The sequence below is a fragment of the Microcystis sp. M179S2 genome, assembly GCF_020245805.1.
Classification (GTDB): domain Bacteria; phylum Cyanobacteriota; class Cyanobacteriia; order Cyanobacteriales; family Microcystaceae; genus Microcystis; species Microcystis aeruginosa.
The window spans coordinates 1-3,331 of the sequence record NZ_JADBUE010000317.1 but is presented as its reverse complement, the minus strand read 5'-3'; the positions used below and the strand labels follow the sequence as shown (position 1 = coordinate 3,331).

10 protein-coding genes and 1 pseudogene are annotated in these 3,331 nt (G+C 40.9%); 5 read left to right on the top strand and 6 right to left on the bottom strand.

Annotated features, from left to right (window positions below):
- On the top strand, positions 1 to 110 hold a 110-nt coding region (locus tag IM500_RS19930; RefSeq protein ID WP_271928149.1), incomplete at its 5' end, for a transposase.
- A 20-nt stretch (positions 111 to 130) separates the two neighbouring features.
- On the opposite strand, the pseudogene IM500_RS19925 reads toward IM500_RS19930, so the two are convergent.
- Positions 131 to 238: pseudogene (locus tag IM500_RS19925) on the bottom strand (DUF433 domain-containing protein); the annotation flags it as partial.
- Positions 239 to 449: 211 nt separating this feature from the next.
- Between IM500_RS19925 and IM500_RS19920 the strand changes: the two are divergent.
- The 4 genes from IM500_RS19920 (at position 450) to IM500_RS19905 (ending at position 1,724) form a co-directional block, all read left to right on the top strand.
- Positions 450 to 575: a hypothetical protein gene (locus IM500_RS19920; RefSeq protein WP_287739397.1), complete on the top strand. Its 126-nt coding sequence runs from the start codon at positions 450 to 452 to the stop codon at positions 573 to 575.
- A gap of 107 nt (positions 576 to 682) precedes the next feature.
- Positions 683 to 886: a hypothetical protein gene (locus tag IM500_RS19915; RefSeq protein ID WP_002797544.1), complete on the top strand. Its 204-nt coding sequence runs from the start codon at positions 683 to 685 to the stop codon at positions 884 to 886.
- Positions 861 to 1,184: a type II toxin-antitoxin system PemK/MazF family toxin gene (locus IM500_RS19910; RefSeq protein WP_004163786.1), complete on the top strand. Its 324-nt coding sequence runs from the start codon at positions 861 to 863 to the stop codon at positions 1,182 to 1,184. The genes IM500_RS19915 and IM500_RS19910 overlap by 26 nt, the downstream gene beginning before the upstream one ends.
- Positions 1,185 to 1,505: 321 nt before the next feature.
- Positions 1,506 to 1,724 carry a DUF2283 domain-containing protein gene (locus IM500_RS19905; protein ID WP_002769327.1) on the top strand — a complete coding sequence of 73 codons (219 nt, stop codon included), beginning with the start codon at positions 1,506 to 1,508 and terminating at the stop codon, positions 1,722 to 1,724.
- Between the two features lie 57 nt (positions 1,725 to 1,781).
- Here the strand turns inward: IM500_RS19905 and IM500_RS19900 are convergent, their stop codons facing one another.
- The 5 genes from IM500_RS19900 to IM500_RS19880 form a co-directional block, all read right to left on the bottom strand.
- Positions 1,782 to 2,042, bottom strand: a complete 261-nt coding sequence (locus IM500_RS19900; protein WP_287739396.1) for a hypothetical protein — start codon at positions 2,040 to 2,042, stop codon at positions 1,782 to 1,784.
- Positions 2,043 to 2,260: 218 nt separating this feature from the next.
- Positions 2,261 to 2,494: a DUF2283 domain-containing protein gene (locus tag IM500_RS19895; protein WP_002769319.1), complete on the bottom strand. Its 234-nt coding sequence runs from the start codon at positions 2,492 to 2,494 to the stop codon at positions 2,261 to 2,263.
- Positions 2,479 to 2,805 (bottom strand): hypothetical protein, encoded by a 327-nt coding sequence (locus tag IM500_RS19890; RefSeq protein ID WP_287739395.1) that lies wholly within the window; start codon positions 2,803 to 2,805, stop codon positions 2,479 to 2,481. Before IM500_RS19890 ends, IM500_RS19895 begins: the two co-directional genes overlap by 16 nt.
- Positions 2,806 to 2,856: 51 nt before the next feature.
- The gene (locus tag IM500_RS19885; RefSeq protein ID WP_287739394.1) at positions 2,857 to 3,084 is read right to left on the bottom strand and encodes a DUF5615 family PIN-like protein; all 228 of its coding nucleotides are present in this window, start codon (positions 3,082 to 3,084) and stop codon (positions 2,857 to 2,859) included.
- Positions 3,085 to 3,086: 2 nt separating this feature from the next.
- The coding region (locus IM500_RS19880; protein WP_287739393.1) for a hypothetical protein at positions 3,087 to 3,331 on the bottom strand (245 nt) is incomplete at its 5' end.

The following is a 3,331-nucleotide window of genomic DNA, read 5'->3' as shown; positions in this document are numbered from 1 at the left end:
GATTAATTGAGGGAATGAATACCAAAATAAAGCTTATTAAAAGAATGAGTTATGGATTTACCAATTTTCAACATCTTCGACTTAAGCTGTTTGCTTGCTTTAATTCATAACAAAAATTAACACACGAAAACCAGAAGAGCCTATCTCGTACTTTAATACGGTGACCCGCAATACGAGGTTTGCCCCCACAAACACCAGGTGTTACTTCAATGTGTTGTGTAAAAACTAAAGATGACATAATCGTTAATTTAATTTATTTCTATGGATTGTAGCATTTTTCTTAAAAATGCGCTCACTGCTCGTGTCGGATGTGTTACTTAACGCGCCTTTTATTGCGGCATCAGGAATACTTGTATCATCGCCAAGCTTTTGAGCAGACAGGAATTACAGAGCCAGTCCGTTGAAATTAGCCGTTAAAATTAAAAAGGAAACCAACCAAACAGCAAACCATGCTAAAAACCATCGAAGGCATTTATCAGGATGGACAAATCCGCTTCACCGAACCACCGCAAGATATTGGCGATCACCTGATAAACCCTTTCATCCAGTGCGATCGCTGTCTTCTTATTAATTAAAGTTTAAAACCGCGATCATTTTGGTTTTTGAAAGTTGGTTTTTGAAAGAGCGAGCGCCGTGCTAACCTAGTGGACAGAAAGTAATCTACAAGCGATCAGTTGAAGCCATGAGTGAAGCCGTTGTAACACTTCTTAGACAGTTCAAAAAACTTTCAGCTAGAGAAAAATCTGAGTTCCTTTCAGCCAGCCTGAGTCCGACTGGAGACTATGGTGATTGGAGTAATGATGATGCAGTTCTTTTTGCCGCTCAATCGTTTGCTCGTCTAGATGCAGAGGAGGAAGCAGATGGGGAATCCGAAGCCAGTTCGTAGCGAAGTTTGGTTGATTGATTTTGGGATAGCAGCAAAAGTACGCCCCGCTCTTGTTGTGAGTGAACCTTATGGAGATGAGGATCGAGCTTTGATTGGTGTGATTCCTCATACAACTAGTATCAGAGGCTCCCAATATGAGATTCAGATCGACCTTCCCTTTCTGAAAAGAAAAGGTGCCTTCCTACTTCAGGGTTTTGTAACCGTTCCTCCACCCTATTTTGTGAAAAAGCTTGGAATGCTATCGGAATCACAGATGAAATTAATTGAAAACGGGCTGAAAGATTGGCTCCGCCTTTAATAATCGTCATATAAACCTTCGTCTTCTGGGGCATAACTATTCAGGACTGAAGAATGAAGGCGATCGCTAACCAACGTTTTGGGCTGAATGGTGATCACCCACTTCCCTTTTTGAAAATGATGTTTTAACAAAACGCCCTTACCTCAAAAAAGAATGGTGTATTTACGTTATCGAAAACCCTATTCGCTGTGAACCTCAAGAAGATAATCGTTTTCGCTTTTGGGCGCAGATAAAAGAATTTGGCGATCGATACCTGAGAGTCATTACCCTAGAAGATAAGCTGACTATCCACAACGCCTTTCCAGACCGGAGCTTTAGACCATGAAGATTAACTACTACCCAGAAACAGACTCCCTTTATATCCACCTTGCAGACAAATCCAGTGTTGATAGCCAAGAAATTTCAGAAGGAGTCGTTGCCGATTACGATGAATTAGGGAACCTAGTCGGTTTAGACATTGATAATGCCAGCAAAAAAGTGCAACTCGGTGAATTTATTATCAATCAACTCCCCCTCGTCCCCCTGAAGACATCTGCATAAGTTTAAGTAAATTAGGGAGAAATGAAGCGGCGATCGGCGTGTTACTCTAAATGATTTTTAGTGACCACAACTTTTAACCCATTCCCTTAACTCATGCTCATCAATTTCTTCCTCTGCTTCAACCCCAGTTATCCATTCCTGCGGATCACCTAAATTTTCCAATCTCTTAATGGCTAAAGCTTCTGCTGATGATATTGCAGGGTCATCTTCCAGAATAATAATAACCTCTACTTTTCTCCCAGGGAAAAGCTGATCTGACTGAATTTCTAGACGACCATCTGACTGAACAAAAATTGTTTGACGAATCGCTTGAGTCATTAGTAACCTCTTGGCTTTTGCTGATGTTAATGTAAGCTAAAAATTTACCTTCAGTCATCAAATTCAATTTTTTTTAGACTGAGTATGCTATCTAACAAGTCTTTTTACTCTTGAATACGACATATTTTTATAATATTACGTTACGCCATGCCGACCAATCTTGCTGTTGCTTGAACTGTCAAAATAGTGCGATCGCCGATTGCGTAGGGGGTGTCCCATTATCCCACTAATCGAAAAGCAGCATCAATCGGCAATTGTAACGGTAAGGATTGATTCCAGCGTTTCGAGAAAAATAAAATCTCCAAATTCTCAATCTCCCCAGAAGTCGGATTTAGACGAGCGACAATTTCATCCCCAATCTCCTCCGACTCTTGATCTGCATAGGGAGAACAGACATCTACATAAAGAATATCTCCCGTCGGGTCATAGCGAAAAGTTAGATTTTTTTCCATACCATTATTCCCCCTGTAATTTTTCGGGCTGTGTATATAGTCACGATCCAATGACGACTAAGATCAGTTTGGGAAACCACCACCACAATTAAAAATCGTCCCGTCCGAATCGTTGAAAACCACTTAGAAAATAACAACGCCTTTTCATCGCAATCGCTAGAACGAATTAAATCTCGATCAGCTAAAGTCTGGGCTAATTGCTCCTCATAATCGGGTAATGTACCTGGATGGCGAACAATAATATGCTGTTCTCGCTCATCGGTTAATTCAACCTCTACTTCTAAATAACTACAGAAAAAAGACCTTGCCAAATTTTCTTCATGTCTGCAAAACTGATCTTAAATTTAAAAACCAAAACCTAATCATTGGCGATCGCAGATGCCAATATCAGAGACATGAAACGTGAAAACAACTCGGCCTTGCGACAAAGCATAAACTAATTGCTCTTGATCAGAAGCCCCAATCAGTCTTTCCTCTGAAGACATTGTAACATCAATCCCTCGCATCCTTAAACCTTTGGCGATCGCCTTAGAAACCCCTTCATCCAGTGCGATCGCTTTAGCCTTGTGACTGCGATCGCTGGTGGGCATTGTTAAGTTTTCTTGAACGGGCGATTTTCGTGATCAAGAGTAGAACCATCAATATTTATGGTTCGGTTGGCTCTTGGTATGATACGGATGTCTGTGGAGAAATGGCTGTTATACATTCCAGTCAAATTAAATTTGCCAACTAGAGAGCGCTTTTCCTCCGGAACACAGAAACGGGTAGAATCAATCAATGCAGTTGTTTTCTTTCGAGGTGTCGTCATTACTAAGAAAGCTACCCGTTCCTTAGCCG